The 13,475-nt window shown below is 69.8% G+C and carries 12 protein-coding genes and 1 tRNA gene; 2 read left to right on the forward strand and 11 right to left on the reverse strand.

Going from position 1 to position 13,475, the window contains the following annotated elements; all coding sequences use genetic code 11:
* Positions 1–92: 92 nt before the first annotated feature.
* The 3 genes from C6C15_RS14565 to C6C15_RS14575 all read right to left on the reverse strand — a co-directional run bounded on the left by C6C15_RS14565 (position 93) and on the right by C6C15_RS14575 (position 2,554).
* Positions 93–1,151 (reverse strand): DUF3644 domain-containing protein, encoded by a 1,059-nt coding sequence (locus C6C15_RS14565; RefSeq protein ID WP_158698573.1) that lies wholly within the window; start codon positions 1,149–1,151, stop codon positions 93–95.
* Between the two features lie 220 nt (positions 1,152–1,371).
* Positions 1,372–1,462: transfer RNA gene (locus C6C15_RS14570), tRNA-Ser, on the reverse strand.
* A gap of 45 nt (positions 1,463–1,507) precedes the next feature.
* Positions 1,508–2,554 carry a hypothetical protein gene (locus C6C15_RS14575; protein ID WP_105950453.1) on the reverse strand — a complete coding sequence of 349 codons (1,047 nt, stop codon included), beginning with the start codon at positions 2,552–2,554 and terminating at the stop codon, positions 1,508–1,510.
* 175 nt (positions 2,555–2,729) lie between these two features.
* Between C6C15_RS14575 and C6C15_RS14580 the strand changes: the two genes are divergently transcribed.
* On the forward strand, positions 2,730–3,512 hold the full coding sequence (locus C6C15_RS14580; protein ID WP_105950454.1) for a hypothetical protein: 783 nt from the start codon (positions 2,730–2,732) through the stop codon (positions 3,510–3,512).
* A 3-nt stretch (positions 3,513–3,515) separates the two neighbouring features.
* Here the strand turns inward: C6C15_RS14580 and cydC are convergent, their stop codons facing one another.
* Genes cydC through C6C15_RS14605 form a run of 5 tightly spaced genes read right to left on the reverse strand, consistent with a single transcriptional unit; the run spans position 3,516 to position 9,957 of the window.
* Positions 3,516–5,183 (reverse strand): thiol reductant ABC exporter subunit CydC, encoded by a 1,668-nt coding sequence (gene cydC / locus C6C15_RS14585; RefSeq protein WP_105950455.1) that lies wholly within the window; start codon positions 5,181–5,183, stop codon positions 3,516–3,518.
* The gene (cydD, locus tag C6C15_RS14590) at positions 5,180–6,841 is read right to left on the reverse strand and encodes a thiol reductant ABC exporter subunit CydD (protein WP_105950456.1); all 1,662 of its coding nucleotides are present in this window, start codon (positions 6,839–6,841) and stop codon (positions 5,180–5,182) included. Before cydD ends, cydC begins: the two co-directional genes overlap by 4 nt.
* Positions 6,838–7,866: a cytochrome d ubiquinol oxidase subunit II gene (cydB, locus tag C6C15_RS14595; protein ID WP_105950457.1), complete on the reverse strand. Its 1,029-nt coding sequence runs from the start codon at positions 7,864–7,866 to the stop codon at positions 6,838–6,840. The genes cydD and cydB overlap by 4 nt, the downstream gene beginning before the upstream one ends.
* Before the next feature lie 14 nt (positions 7,867–7,880).
* Entirely contained in the window at positions 7,881–9,296 is a 1,416-nt protein-coding gene (locus C6C15_RS14600) for a cytochrome ubiquinol oxidase subunit I (protein ID WP_105950458.1), read from the reverse strand.
* Positions 9,283–9,957 (reverse strand): helix-turn-helix transcriptional regulator, encoded by a 675-nt coding sequence (locus tag C6C15_RS14605; RefSeq protein WP_060922497.1) that lies wholly within the window; start codon positions 9,955–9,957, stop codon positions 9,283–9,285. The genes C6C15_RS14600 and C6C15_RS14605 overlap by 14 nt, the downstream gene beginning before the upstream one ends.
* Before the next feature lie 100 nt (positions 9,958–10,057).
* Here C6C15_RS14605 and radA point away from each other — a divergent pair, with 100 nt between their 5' ends.
* The gene (radA, locus tag C6C15_RS14610; protein WP_105950459.1) at positions 10,058–11,425 is read left to right on the forward strand and encodes a DNA repair protein RadA; all 1,368 of its coding nucleotides are present in this window, start codon (positions 10,058–10,060) and stop codon (positions 11,423–11,425) included.
* 18 nt (positions 11,426–11,443) lie between these two features.
* Here radA and C6C15_RS14615 read toward each other — a convergent pair whose 3' ends face one another.
* From C6C15_RS14615 to C6C15_RS14625, 3 genes are all read right to left on the reverse strand, one after another.
* On the reverse strand, positions 11,444–11,863 hold the full coding sequence (locus tag C6C15_RS14615) for a hypothetical protein (protein WP_060922495.1): 420 nt from the start codon (positions 11,861–11,863) through the stop codon (positions 11,444–11,446).
* Between the two features lie 243 nt (positions 11,864–12,106).
* On the reverse strand, positions 12,107–12,751 hold the full coding sequence (locus C6C15_RS14620) for a hypothetical protein (RefSeq protein WP_105950460.1): 645 nt from the start codon (positions 12,749–12,751) through the stop codon (positions 12,107–12,109).
* 61 nt (positions 12,752–12,812) lie between these two features.
* Positions 12,813–13,313: an amino-acid N-acetyltransferase gene (locus C6C15_RS14625; RefSeq protein ID WP_060922493.1), complete on the reverse strand. Its 501-nt coding sequence runs from the start codon at positions 13,311–13,313 to the stop codon at positions 12,813–12,815.
* Positions 13,314–13,475: the final 162 nt, after the last annotated feature.

Here is a 13,475-nt window from a genome sequence, read left to right on the forward strand (position 1 = left end):
CGATCAGTTCTGCAAGCTGGACGCTCAGACGTCCCGGCCCAAAATTGTCGGGTGAGCACAGCCGCGCCACCCTGACAAAACGCGATCGCAACTCATACCGGGGATCCCCCGTTGGAGATTTCGCTCGGGAGTCGCCAACCTCGGACTCGTTCATAGACGTCAGGGTCAGCCAGGTGACGAACTAAGTACTCGACCCACGCCGCCGTGTACGTGTACTGCTCGAACGTCGCGTTATAGACACAGAACTGAGGCTTTGTGGCGGCCGGATCATGAGCTCCCGTGTGCGGGCGAACTCCGTAGTACTTCCAGGCCTGTGAGTGCATGTACGTATTGAAGGTAGCGGGGAGGCGGGCATCCACCTGCTCTACGACCTCACCAACCTTGAGCCTCCCCAGATCTTCTACGGGTATCTGCTTCTCGCGGATGATGGTGCGGACCTGATCGACCACCTTTCGCTGATCATCGGTGAGTTCGTCCTCTCGGACGAAGGTCATGGATGCGTCAGCGAGACTCTTCGGGCCCGTGTGAGGAATAAGGTAGATCCGGAAGTCGAATCGCTGATCTTCGCTTAGACCCGGTTCCAGCGATGCATCGAAATCTTGGAGCCAGTCCAAGATCCCCCGCGGCACCTGCGATCGAACGGTCTTGACGGCTTCCACGGCGTCCTGCGTGATTGTCGACACGAACAGTGGAAATCGCAGTTCGGACCCAAGCGCCTCGTCGTCACCGAACCACTCAACCAGCGTCTGCTCGTAGTTGATGAGAAACGCTTGCGTACGTCCAGCGACCAAGGCCGCTACCTTCGCCTCATGCCGATGCTCGATCTGGTTCCGCAGACCGAGAAAGAACACCACGTTGCTCAAGCGGGGGTCAGAGGGTGCAAGCTGCTCACTCAGTAACGTCCGAAGCGGCTTGTACAGGTAGCCGCCTTCGGGATGCTTCCGACGCCACCCGCGACCATCCCTCTCGATGAGATCGCCACCTGCCTCCTCAGTACGCGCCTGAAGCAGCTTGGTCCAACCGAGGTTCATATGGACGATGAAGGCTTCTAGCTGACGCTCATTTCCCGATCGATTGTAGAGATCAACAGCCAACATCACTTCGGACTTTGAGGACTGAAGCGTGTGCCACCAGCGGGGTCGAGGAGCCATGAGCGTGAGCATACGGGTTCCAGACGCGCACTTAACAACGAAGCCCGCATCCCCGTCACTTTCAACGGGAACAGGGCCCCTCGAGGTGACGGAGAAAATTGGGCTTCAAATTGCACCCGGTTTGAGAGATCCCCCGCGGCGCTCGCTCGAAATCTGCACCAAAGATGCACCACACCCCGCTCCAGACACGGAAAAACCCCCGATTTCTCGGGGGTTTCCATGGCGGTGACGGTGGGATTTGAACCCACGGTAGGGGGTTACCCTACACAACTTTTCGAGAGTTGCACCTTCGGCCGCTCGGACACGTCACCGCGGATCAGTTTACGACACCGGGGCCGAGCGCGCGAATCGGCCGGTCACCAGGCGGCGGCGACCTCGGCGTGGGCGCGGAGGATGCCCTCCGTGGACCCGGCGGGGGCGCGCCCGATGCCGCACTCCGTGGCGACGCCGAACTCCGGCGCGAACGGGACGGCGGCGGCGATCCGGCGACGGGCACCCTCCGCGCCGTCCTCCCGGTGCACGAGGCCGAGGTAGAGCTCCTCGACCGGGGTGAGCGCGGCGAGCGGGGCGAAGTAGGCCTCGTCATCGTGGCCGATCGGCACGGGAAGGTGCAGCCAGGTGAGCGGACGGTGGGCCGCGGCGATGACGGCGTTGGCGTAGCGGACGAGGGAGCCGGCGTCGGTCGGCTCGAAGAAGTGCTTCTCCCCCGCGTCGCCGTAGCAGAGGTGCACGCCCACCTCGACGTCGTCCGGGACCGCGTCGACGAGGGCGGCCAGACGCGAGACGAGGCCGTCGAACGGGTCGCCGGGCCACCATGCCTCCATGACGGCACCGTAGCCGGAGGCGCCCTCGATGATGCCCATCTCGCTCGCGACGTCCCACTGCACGGCGAGGTCGTCGTGCGGGATCGCGGCGAGGATCTCGTCGAGCTCGCGGAGCATCGCGGCGGTGTACACGGGTTCGATCGCGGCCCGGTCGTCGCCGAGGAAGAACGAGGAGATGACGGCGAGCGGGGTGGGCAGCGACACCTGGAACCGGGTGCCCGCCGGCACCGCCCCCTCCTCACGCAGCCGGGCGAAGAGGCCGTACGACTCGATCGCCGCGGAGGCGTACCCCAGCGGAGGCAGTGCGATCGTCGCCGGGTCCACGCCCTCGGCGATCCGCAGGCCCCGGGCGTCGATGCCGGCGGGGAACGGGATGGGCTCGTCGCCGATCCGCTCGATGCCGTCCGCCTGGCCGATGACGTCGGGCTGGAACATGATCCAGTGGAACCGTTTGCCCACCTCGCCGTCCGGGATGCGACGCAACCGGTCGCCGAGCAGCTCCGCAGCGGTGCGCATCGTGGTCTCGGCGTCGTCGAAGTTCACACTGCCCACGAGAAGGGCACCCTGGGGCTGCGTCATGGCCTCAGGATATCCCTCGCCGACCCACCCCCTTCCGGCCGAGCCACCCCTCTGCGCGCGGGCGGAAGGGGGTGGGACACACGCAAGGGGGTGGGGCGGCGAGGGAGGTCGGGATTAGGATTGCCTAAGAACCCGCCGCCTCCGGGGGCAGAACGACGGGAAGGATGCAAGCAGCATGGGATTCATCACGTCTGCGGCGCTCGCCGAGACCGGGTACGTGGTCCTCGACGACGAGACCACCCCGGTGGACCCGTCCGAGTGGCAGGACCTCGAGTACGTCGGCTGGCGCTCCTCCGGTATCACCCGCTTCGCACCCCTGACGAGCTACGCCGGCGAGATCGACTGCAACGGTTTCTGGAACCACACGCCGCCGCGCACCGACAAGGACGGCGTCTGGATTCCCTCGCAGGTCGCGATCGCCCCGACCCTGCAGCGCCGCGCCCTGGCCCCGGGCGCCGGCGTCGGCCGCTGCCGGGTCATCGAGCTCCAGCCGAACGACTACGCCGACGCGATCTACAATCTGCACCAGGACGACAACAACCGCCTCAATGAGCCGGGCACGGGCTGGGTGGTCCGCGGGTACTACAACCTCACCGACGACACCGACTCGATGCTCATCCTCCGCTCCGACCGGTTCGACCCGGCCACGGAGGTGCGGCTGCCGCTGCGCGCCGGCTCCCGGATCATCGTCGACACGCAGCGCTTCTGGCATGCCGTGTGGCATCGCGGGACAGGTCCCCGGTACGCGCTCATCACCTCCTGGACCAGCGGCCCCGAGCTCGACGCGTACATCGCCGCGCACCACGGCGACCCGCATCCGCCGACGGTCGACCTCGACCCGCGTCTGGTGGACGAGGCGCAGGTCGAGATGCACCGCCGGATCGAGGAGCGCCGTCGCGCGTTCGAGGCGCAGGGCATCGTGATGGAGCCGCCCGCCGACATGAACCTCGTCGGCTGAGGCTCAGACCGTCCGGCCGCCCTCGATCCGCACGACCCGGTCGACCGTCCCCGCGGGCGGTGCCACGTGCGAGATGAGCAGCACGGACTGCTCCCCCGTCGCCTGCAGCAGGTCGCGCAGCAGAGCGTCCGAGGCCTCGGGGTCGACGCCCGCCGTCGGCTCGTCCAGCACGAGCACCGGGAAGCCCCGGAGCAGCGCACGAGCCAGAGCGATCCGCTGCGCCTGACCCCCGGACACCAGCGCACCGCGGTCACCCACCCGCGCATCGAGCCCCCCGCGCTCGCGCACCCACGCCGCGAGTCCCACGCGGTCGAGCACGGCGAGGAGCTCCTCGTCGGTGGCCGTGTCCCTGGCGAAGAGGAGGTTCTGCCGCACGTCCTCGTCGAAGAGCTGCGGCCGCTGCTCGCACAGACCGACGACGCGGCGCAGGGACGGCCCGGACAGCGACGCCGCCTCGAGATCGCCGACCCGGTACTCGCCGTCCACACGGAGGAAGCCCACGAGCGCCGCCGCCAGCGAGCTCTTGCCCGCCCCGCTCGCCCCGGAGACGAGCACCCGCTCGCCGGGCGCGAGGTCGAGGTCGACGCCGGTCAGCGCCGGCGCTCCTCCGGGCCAGTGCGCCGTGGCTCCCCGCAGCGTGAGCGCGGGGACGCCGTCGACCTCGACGTCCTCCCCCGCGTCGGTCCGCAGCTCCGGCGGCATCCGTTCGGGCAGCACGTCCACGATGCGCTCCGCGCTCGCGCGGACGCTCCGCCACGAGGCCGCCGCGATGGGCACGGCGCCGAACACCTCGAACACGACCATCGGCACGAGCACCGCCACCGCGAGCCACGGGGCGTCGATGGCCCCGGTGGCGAGGCCTGGGGCTGCCACCGCCAGCGCCCACACCGAGGCGGCGCCGGCCATCAGCGAGACGACGCCGGCGGCGACGGCCTGCGCCAACGACGCCCGACCGACGACCCGACGCAGGGCGGCATCCGCGACGCGGATCCGCTCTCGGGCCTGCGCCTCCGCTCCGAACGCGAGCAGCACGTCGAGGCTGCCGAAGTAGTCGACGAGGGCCGCGGACACCTCGGCCCGACGCGCCGACACCGCGGCCTCCGCACGGGAGCCGAAGATCCAGCCCAGCCCGACGGCGGCGAGCGCGGCGACGAGGAGGCAGACGGCGAGGGTGAGCGCGGCGGGCGGCGAGACGAAGGCGAGGAAGCCGACGGCCCCCACGGCGACGACGCCCGAGACGGCGAGCGGCTGCACGACCCGGAGCGGGAGGTTCTGCAGATTCTCCACGTCATCGACGAGGGCCGCGAGCACCTGGCCCCGGTCCGTCGCGCCGAGCCCCGCCGGCGAGAGCGGGATGAGGCGGCGCACCATGTCGGACCGGGTCGTCGCGAGCTGCCGCAGCGCGGCGTCGTGACCGCTCAGCCGCTCGAGGTACCGCGTGACGGCTCGGGTGACGGCGAAGAACCGCACTCCGACGACCGCGATGGACAGCGGCACGAGGGAGTCGACGATCGACGCGCTCACGATCAGCCAGCCGCTCACCGCGAGCAGGCTCACGGCAGCGGCGGCCGACAGCACGCCCCAGATCAGCCCGGGGAGGAAGCGGCGGAACGGGGGCTGTGCGAGCCGGAGCACCTCCCGGACCCGGTCGCTGCGGGTCGTCTCGTTCATGCGCTCACCCCCAGCGCCACGATCCGGTCGGCGATGTCCCTGGCCGAGCGGCGGTGCGAGACGAGCAGGACGGTCGCGCCGGCATCCGCCCGCGTGCGCAGCGACCGCCACAGCCGCTCCTCGGTGTCGGCGTCGAGGGCGCTGGAGGGCTCATCGAGCGCGAGCAGCCGCTCCGGCATTGCGTCGTGGCGGTACAGCGCCCTGGCCACCGCGACGCGCTGCGCCTGTCCTCCCGACAGCCCGGCGCCCTGCACGCCCAGCACGCGGTCGGCCTCGATCCCCTCGGCGCAGGCGGCATCCAGAGCGCTGCGCACACGGGCGAGGTTGGGAGCGGCGTCGCCGAGGGCGACGTTCTCCGCGACCGTGCCGCGCATCAGCCCCGGGGCCTGCCCGGCCCAGGCGAGCCAGTCGGACGGTGCGAGCTCGGCGATGTCCCGTCCGCCCCAGGTCGCCATGCCCGTGGAGTCCACCGCCCCGCGGAGAGCGGCGAGCAGACTCGACTTCCCGGAGCCGCTCGGCCCCTCGATCAGGGTCACCGTCCCCGGCTCCGCGACGAACGACACCGGCGGCAGGTCTCGCACGCGGAGTCCCTCGACCACGAGTCCCCGCCGTTCCGTCCGCACGACCTGGCCACGGCTGCCGGACGAGTCCACGGGGTTCGGTCGTGCATCCGTGCCGGGGTCGTGCGGGCGCACGCCCCTGCGGTCCCGGTCGCGCGCCGCATCCAGCACGTCGAAGACGTCCTCCGTGGCCGCGACACCCTCGGCCGCCGCGTGGAACTGCACGCCCACCTGACGGATGGGGAGGAAGGCCTCCGGGGCGAGCAGCAGCACGAAGAGACCGACCTCCAGACTCAGGTCGCCCGACAGCAGCCGGAACCCGACCGCGACCGCGATGAGCGCGACCGCGAGTGACGACAGCAGCTCCATCGCGAACCCGGAGAGGAACGAGAACCGCAGCACCTTCATGGTCTCGCGACGGTACTCGTCGGCGGTCACCTCGATGCGGTCGGCCGCCCGACGGTCCCGGCCGAACAGCCGCAGCGTCGACAGCCCCTGCACCGTGTCGGCGAAGCGGGCGGCGAGGTGCTGCAGCGTCTGCCACTGCTTCTTCTGCACCGTGCGGGTCGCGATCCCGATGAGGATGAGGAAGAGCGGGATGAGCGGCAGGGTGATGACGGCGGTGAGCCCGCTCGGCCAGTCCTGCCACCACATGACCGCGACGAGCACCGGCGTCGCGATGACGGTGAGCACGAGCTGCGGGATGTACCGCGCGAAGTACGCGTCCAGGGCTTCCAGGCCGTGACCGGCGGTGACGGCGATCTGCGTCTGGTTGCGCTGCGCGAGCCACCCCGGGCCGAGGCGTCCGACGGCCGCGACGAGCGCCGCGCGCAGCTGCATCCCGGTGCGGGCGGCGGCCTGCGTGCCCGCGGCGTCGGAGGCGGCGATGAGCAGACCTCGCAGGAGGGCGGTCCCGAGCAGCCAGAGCAGGGTCACGGTGACGTCGCGCCCCGCGATGGCCCCCACGACCGCCTCGGTGAGGAGCCACGCGAAGGCGATCGTCACCGCGGTCTGGCAGACGCCGATCGCGGCCGACGCCAGGAGGAACCCCCGGGCGGCGGCCGCGTATCGGAGCAGCCTCGGATCGACGGGTTTCACGCGTGCGCCGGAGCCCCCTCGATCGACCGGCGGGTGACGCGCTTGCGGAACACCCAGTAGGTCCAGGTCTGGTACGCGATGACCAGCGGGAGGGCGATCAGCGCGGTCCAGCTCATGATCTGCAGCGTATACGGAGTGCTGGACGCGTTGGCGATCGTGAGACTGTACGCCGGATCGATGGTCGACGGCATGACGAACGGGAACAGGGCGGAGAACAGCATGACGACGGCGAACATGACCGTGAGCATGCCGGAGAAGAACGCCCACCCGTCGCGGCGGACGAGCGAGAAGCCGACCGCCGCGATCAGGCTGACCGCCGCGAGCGCTCCGGCTCCGATGACCAGCCAGAGCAGCGGAGCCTCGCGGCCCATCGCGATCGCGACCGTCCAGATCACCGTCGCGGCCGCGACGAGGATCGTCGGGATGGCGGCCTTCTTCGCGAGCTTCTGCGCGTCCTCGTGCACCTGGCCGTCCGTCTTCAGCGCGACGAACAGCACGCCGTGCAGGAAAAAGAGCAGCAGGGTCGTCACGCCGACCAGCAGCGCATACGGGTTGAGCAGCGAGAAGAAGCCGCCGACGTAGATGTGGTTCTCATCGATCGCCACCCCCTGCACGATGTTCCCGAAGGCGACGCCCCAGAGCAGTGCCGGGACGACCGACCCGATCACGATCATCCGATCGAAGCCCTGCTTCCACTTGCGACTCTCCCGCTGATGGCGGTACTCGAAAGACACGCCGCGGAGGATGAGCGCGAGCAGGATGAGCAGCAGCGGCAGGTAGAACCCGCTGAACAGCGTGGCGTACCACTCGGGGAACGAGGCGAACAGCGAGGCTCCGGCCACGATGACCCACGTCTCGTTGAGGTCCCACACGGGGCCGATCGTGTTGATGACCTGCCGGCGGGACACGTCGTTCTTGCCGAGGAACGGCAGCGACATGCCCACACCGAAGTCGAACCCGTCGAGGACGAAGTAGCCGACGAACAGGAAGGCGACCACCCAGAACCAGATCGTTGCGAGATCCATGATGCTCGTTCCTCTCAGTACACGACCGACGGCAGCTGAGCCGTCTCCTCATGGGGCTGTTCGTCGGTGTCGGGCCCCTTCTGGGCGGCCTTGACGATCAGCCGGACCTCGACCACGGCCAGCGCGGCGTAGATCGCGGTGAAGGCGATCAGCGAGATCAGGACCTCGAGTCCGCTCACGCCGGGCGAGACGCCGTCGCGGGTGGACATCAGACCGAACACGATCCAGGGCTGTCGACCCATCTCGGTGAACACCCAGCCCATGATGTTGGCGGCGAGCGCGAGCGGGAACGACCAGATCGCGACCTTCCACATCCACGGCGCGACCGGCTTGGTGGCCTTCTTGCGGGTGACCCAGAGGCCGGCGACGGCGACGAGGGCGGCGGCCATACCGAGGCCGATCATCCAGCGGAACGACCAGTAGGTGATCCACAGGACGGGGGCGAAGTCGGTGAGACCGGTGCTCGCATAGGTCTGGGCGTACTCGGCGTTCAGGTCGTTGATGCCGTGCACACAGGCGTCGAGCGTGTGGGTCGACAGCAGCGACAGCAGGTACGGCACCCGGATCGAGAACAGCTCCGAGCTGCCGTCCGGCGTGCCCAGCGTGAAGACGCTGAAGGAGGCGTCGGCGCCGCAGACGGTGTTGAACGTCGCCTCGGCGGCGGCCATCTTCATCGGCTGCGCGGCGTACATCGCGAGGCCCAGCTGGTCGCCGGTGAGCACGACGCCCGCGGTGGAGAAGATCATCGCCCAGAGGCCGAACTTCAGCGAGATGCGCATCGTGTCGAAGTGCTGCCCGCGCGCCAGGTGCCAGGCGGACACCGAGATGACGACACCGGCGGCGAACATGAGCGCGCCGAAGATGGTGTGCGGGAACGCGGCGAGGGCGACGGGGTTGGTCAGCAGCGCCCAGAAGTCGGTGAGCTCGGCGCGGTTGGTCACCTCGTTGTAGGTGTAGCCGACCGGGTTCTGCATGAACGCGTTGGCGGCGATGATGAAGTACGCCGACAGGATGCTGCCGATCGAGACGCACCAGATGGTGGCCAGGTGGATCTTCTGCGGGAGCTTGTCCCAGCCGAAGATCCAGAGGCCGATGAAGGTCGCCTCGAAGAAGAACGCCAGCAGGCCCTCGAAGGCGAGCGGGGCGCCGAAGACGTCGCCGACGAAGCGGGAGTAGTCCGACCAGTTCATGCCGAACTGGAACTCCTGCACGATGCCGGTGACGACGCCCATCGCGAAGTTGATGAGGAAGATCTTGCCGAAGAAGCGGGTGAGGTGAAGGTACTGCACCTTGCCGGTACGCACCCACGCCGTCTGGAAGATCGCGGCGACGAGCGCCATGCCGATCGTCAGCGGGACGAAGAGGTAGTGGTAGACGGTCGTCAGGCCGAACTGCCATCGGGCCAGGGCGAGCGGATCAAGCCATTCCATGAGCGACTCCCGTTCTGTTCGACGCCTGCGCGGCGGTGTCGCGCAGCTGCACGGTGCATTCGGAGGGCAGCGCGGCCTCGCGCACGCACTCGGCTTCGAGCGGACCCCCCGCTTCTGCAAGGATGCCCTGCATCAGCCCGAGATGCACCTGGCACAGCATCGGGCGGTCCTCCGGCCGGCCGGCCGCGTGCGGGCACGGACTCAGATCGACGGTCAGACCGCGGTCGTCCACGACCGGCTCGAAGCCGCTCTCCTCCAGGTGCTCGACGAGCGCGTCGAGCTGGTAGGTGGCGTCCTTCCCGAGGGTGGTCCCGGTGCCGGGGAGGACGCTGCGGAGGAGGTCGCCGCGACGGGCGGCGGCCTTGGCCTTGTTCCGTGCGACCGGGCTGGAGGCGTCCGGGGCCCCGGTGGCCGCGCGGTACAGCGTGCGCGGGCGCCCCCGGGTGGTGCGGTGCTCAACGGTCGGGATGACGTAGCCGCCCTCGATGAGCCGCTGCAGGTGCTCCCGCACGGTGTTCGGGTGGAGGCCGGTGGCCTCGCACAGATCGCCGATCGCGAGTTCTCCGGAGGCACCGGAGTGCCCGGCCTCGAAGAGGAGGTGCAGGATGCGCACCCGGGAGTAGCTGGAGATCGGCCCGCAGACGGACCCGCCGTTGGACATGTCTCAATTATCGGCCGGGGCCGGTGGCCGTCGGGGGAACCGGGCCGTGAATAATCGCCTGGTCGATAGGGATGTCTGATGCCGCCGATAGCCTGAGGGCATGGCCACCCGGAAACCCGCTCCCCCCGCGTACGTCTGCACCGAGTGCGGGTGGACGACGGCGAAGTGGGTCGGTCGCTGCGGGGAGTGCCAGCAGTGGGGCACGGTTCAGGAGCAGGCCGCGCAGACCGGCATCCTTCGTCGCGTGAACGCGCTCGCTCCGACCGCCGACCGCGCGGCGCGACCGATCACGCAGATCACGACGCAGGATGCGCCGCGACGCACGAGCGGCGTCGGCGAGTTCGACCGTGTGCTCGGCGGCGGCATCGTGCCGGGTGCCGCGATCCTCCTCAGCGGAGAACCGGGCGTGGGCAAGTCGACCCTGCTGCTCGAAGTCGCCGCGCAGGCCGCGCGGAGCGGGCGTCGAGTGCTCTACGCGAGCGCCGAGGAGTCGCCGGCCCAGGTGCGCCTGCGGGCGGAGCGGACGGGCGCCCTGCACAATGAGCTCTACCTTGCGAGCGAGACCGACCTCGCCACCATCCTCGGCCACATCGACGAGGTGCAGCCGCAGCTCGTCATCGTCGACTCCGTGCAGACCGTGTCGTCGTCCCTCACCGACGGCGCTGCCGGTCAGCCCAGCCAGGTGCGGGAGGTGGCCGCGACCCTGATCCGGGTGGCGAAGGAACGCGATCTGCCGATCATCATCGTCGGCCACGTGACCAAGGACGGCCAGGTGGCGGGGCCTCGGGTGCTGGAGCACCTCGTCGACGTCGTGTGCCACTTCGAGGGCGACCGGCAGACCTCGCTGCGCTTCATCCGCGCGCTGAAGAACCGCTTCGGCCCCACCGACGAGGTCGGCTGCTTCGAGATGACCGGAGACGGCATCGCCGAGGTGCCCGACCCCTCCGGCCTGTTCCTGTCGCAGGGCGCCTCCGAACCCGGGACCTGTGTGGCCATCTCCCTCGAGGGCCGTCGCGCCCTCCCCGTCGAGGTGCAGGCGCTCACCGTGCCGAGCAACGCCCCGAACCCCCGGCGCATCGTGCACGGCCTCGACTCCTCGCGGGTGGCCATGGTGCTGGCGATCCTCGAACGCCGGGCGGGGGTACCCACCGGCAGCCTCGACGTCTACGTGTCCACGGTGGGCGGGGTGCGCTTCACGGAGCCCGCCGCCGATCTGGCCATCGCGATCGCCGTCGCCGGGTCCATCCAGATGATCTCGGTTCCGCGCACGGTCGCCGCCGTCGGCGAGCTCAGCCTCGCGGGCGAGGTGCGGCCGGTGACGCAGGCCGCGCAGCGGCGGTCCGAGGCCGCCCGACTCGGCTACGAGCAGGTGGTCGATGACCGCTCGAAGACACTGCGCGCGGCGCTGGGCGACATCAGGGCACGCAACAACACCCGTCGGCCCGACCGCGACATCCCGCCGTTCTGAGCCGGACGGGCGTCCGGGTCAGGCGTCGAGCGCCTTGAGCAGCTCCACCGGGTCGGCCTGCATCGGGTGCGGTCCCGCGATGTCGAGGAACACGGTCGTGATCGGGTGCGCGGAGAGGAAGGCGCGCAGCCAGGTCGCGTCGTAGATGCCGACGCCCGGCGGCAGGTTCGCCGGCTTGTTCTTCGCGTCGCTGAAGAGCAGCAGGGCGAGGTCTCCCGAGTTCGGGTCGCGGTAGGTCCACACCTCGCCGCTGTCGAGCGGGTTGTCGCGGGCTCCCGGCTTGATGAGCGGGACGACGGTCGTGCCGTGGCGCAACGCGAGGGCGACGGCGGCGACGTCCTGCTTCTCGAGGGCGAGCGCCAGAGCCTCCGACCGGAAGTCCTCGGGGGCGGGCTTCTTCTTCGCGCTCTTCGCGGACTTCGCCTTCTTCGCTGCCATGGTTCCAGCTTAGGCATCGGGGCGGCGCGGCGGCGCCGGAGAGAGATTGGGGCCCTCTCGAGTCCTCCATTGGGGACTGGGGTACTCGAGAGGGCCCTCGGACTCTCGAGCGGCGGTGTCGAAGCGCTGGGGACGCTGTGATTCGACGCCACTGGGGATGGCATGTTGCCGCATAGCGGGAGAGTCACCTCTATGGTATCCCAAAGACCGGGCCCCTGTCAGCACAAGCACCGGCCGCGGCTCTCAGAACAGGAGGATCTGGGTGGTGGTGGCGCTGGGGAACCCGCCGATGGACACGCCCACGTGATACGAGGAGCCACCGCCGGGAGCGCGCTGCCGGTTCTCCTGCGCGCAGGTCTCGACGCTGGATCGGGTGCGATCCCAGACGACCGGCTCCTTGCTCACCACGGTGGACCCGGCGGTGAGCGTGGCGATCATGCTGCTCGGGTTCTCCTGGCAGTCGGTCGAACGCCACCACACGTCCGAGCCGCTGGAGACCGTGAAGACCTGGGTCGTGGAGCCCACGTCGATCGTGCAGTCCCTGGTGCCCTTGTTGGTCAGCGAGATGGAGAGCTTCGGCGTCGCGCCGTCGGCGTACGACTCCGCATCCGTCACGGCCTTCACCTCGACGTCCTTCGCCTCGCACGCGACGACAGCCGGTGTGGCGTCGGCGGACGGCGAGGGGGCCGGGGAGGCAGAACCGGACGGCGTTGGTCCGGGAGAGGCGGAGGAGGTGGGTGCGGGTGCCGGCTCCTGCGCGCCCGTGGACGCCCACGGCCGGGCGATGAGGAGCCAGACGGACGCGCCGACGATCGCGAGGACGAGGATCAGCCCGAGCAGCACCGCCAGCCGCCGACGACGGTACACGGCGGCGGAGTGACGGGGCATGCCTCCAGGTTAAGCGATCCCGCTCCTGGAGCCTGGGAGGCGCGAGGCGGTGGTCCGGGGCTCAGAGCACCTTGAGCATGCGGGTGTTGCCGAGCGTGTTCGGCTTCACGTGCGCGAGGTCGAGGAACTCCTCGACGCCGGCGTCTCCGCTGCGCAGGAGCTGCGAGTACACGTCCGGATCGACGACCTGCTCCCCGATCGGGGTGAAGCCGCGACGCCCGAAGAAGTCGACCTCGAACGTGAGGCAGAACAGGCGGGTGAGCCCGAGCGACCGCGCGTTCTCCTCGAGCCGCTCGACGATGGCCCGCCCGACGCCGTGGTGCAGCCAGTCCTCGCGGACGAGCAGGGTGCGCACCTCACCGAGGTCCTCCCAGATCACGTGCAGGGCGCCGCAGCCGATCAGCTCGCCGCCGGCCTCGGCCACGACGAACTCCTGCACGGCGCCGTACAGCACGGCGAGGTCCTTGCCGAGCAGGATGCGCTGCTCCACCATCGGCTGGAGCAGGTTCCGGATGCTGACGATGTCGGCGCTGCGGGCCGGCCGGACGATGTACGCGCTCACCCGACCAGCCTAGGACCCGCCCCTCCCGACGACTCCCAGACGCGGCACAGCTTCGGAGATCCCGGCCGACACCCCGGCGCCAGGGAGCCTCGCCCCGCGTGTCGTCTCTCATCTCCGAAGTTGTGCCCACGAGGGCGGCGGAGCGGAGACGACGAAGGGGCG

The sequence above is a fragment of the Microbacterium sp. str. 'China' genome (assembly GCF_002993305.1).
Lineage (GTDB): Bacteria > Actinomycetota > Actinomycetes > Actinomycetales > Microbacteriaceae > Microbacterium > Microbacterium paraoxydans.

Coding starts and splice junctions, on each gene's coding strand:
- C6C15_RS14615 (WP_060922495.1), bottom strand. CDS start 11,863: ATGGCAGCGAAGAAGGCGAAGTCCGCGAAGAGCGCGAAGAAGAAGCCC.
- C6C15_RS14575 (WP_105950453.1), bottom strand. CDS start 2,554: ATGACGCAGCCCCAGGGTGCCCTTCTCGTGGGCAGTGTGAACTTCGAC.
- cydC (WP_105950455.1), bottom strand. CDS start 5,183: ATGAACGAGACGACCCGCAGCGACCGGGTCCGGGAGGTGCTCCGGCTC.
- C6C15_RS14580 (WP_105950454.1), top strand. CDS start 2,730: ATGGGATTCATCACGTCTGCGGCGCTCGCCGAGACCGGGTACGTGGTC.
- C6C15_RS14565 (WP_158698573.1), bottom strand. CDS start 1,151: ATGGCTCCTCGACCCCGCTGGTGGCACACGCTTCAGTCCTCAAAGTCC.
- C6C15_RS14620 (WP_105950460.1), bottom strand. CDS start 12,751: ATGCCCCGTCACTCCGCCGCCGTGTACCGTCGTCGGCGGCTGGCGGTG.
- C6C15_RS14600 (WP_105950458.1), bottom strand. CDS start 9,296: ATGGAATGGCTTGATCCGCTCGCCCTGGCCCGATGGCAGTTCGGCCTG.
- cydB (WP_105950457.1), bottom strand. CDS start 7,866: ATGGATCTCGCAACGATCTGGTTCTGGGTGGTCGCCTTCCTGTTCGTC.
- radA (WP_105950459.1), top strand. CDS start 10,058: ATGGCCACCCGGAAACCCGCTCCCCCCGCGTACGTCTGCACCGAGTGC.
- C6C15_RS14605 (WP_060922497.1), bottom strand. CDS start 9,957: ATGTCCAACGGCGGGTCCGTCTGCGGGCCGATCTCCAGCTACTCCCGG.